General features: G+C 70.3%; 2 pseudogenes. One reads left to right on the top strand and one right to left on the bottom strand.

Going from position 1 to position 509, the window contains the following annotated elements:
* Window positions 1-381: pseudogene (locus tag ASJ79_RS25640) on the top strand (fatty acid--CoA ligase); the annotation flags it as partial.
* On the opposite strand, the pseudogene ASJ79_RS35290 reads toward ASJ79_RS25640, so the two are convergent.
* A pseudogene (locus ASJ79_RS35290) lies at window positions 380-509 on the bottom strand (hypothetical protein); the annotation flags it as partial. The pseudogenes ASJ79_RS25640 and ASJ79_RS35290 sit on opposite strands and share 2 nt — an antisense overlap.

The raw sequence follows: 509 nt of genomic DNA, 5'->3' as shown, positions 1-509 counted from the left end.
GACGCCGGGTCCGTCGACGCGGACGGCTACCTGTACCTGCACGACCGGATCAAGGACATGATCGTGTCCGGCGGGGAGAACGTGTACCCGGCCGAGGTGGAGAACGTGCTGATGACCCATCCCGCCGTCGCCGACGTCGCGGTGATCGGGGTGCCGGACCGCCGGTGGGGCGAGGCGGTCAAGGCTGTCGTGGTCGCCGCCCGCGGCACCGCGCCGACCGAGGCGGAGCTGATCGGGTTCGCCCGCGAGCGGCTGGCCGGGTTCAAACTGCCCAAGAGCGTCGACTTCGTCGGCGCGCTGCCCCGCAATCCGAGCGGCAAGCTCCTCAAACGCGCACTGCGGGAACCGCACTGGGCAGGCGCGGATCGCCGGATCGGCTGAGCGGCGGGATGGGTCATCAGCACGTTCTCCACCTCGGCCGGGTACACGTTCTCCCCGCCGGACACGATCATGTCCTTGATCCGGTCGTGCAGGTACAGGTAGCCGTCCGCGTCGACGGACCCGGCGTC

Source organism: Mycobacterium sp. NAZ190054 (assembly GCF_001545925.1).
In the GTDB taxonomy this organism is placed as follows: Bacteria; Actinomycetota; Actinomycetes; order Mycobacteriales; family Mycobacteriaceae; genus Mycobacterium.
Note: the sequence above shows the minus strand (reverse complement) of the source record. Positions and strands in the feature narration are given on the sequence as shown.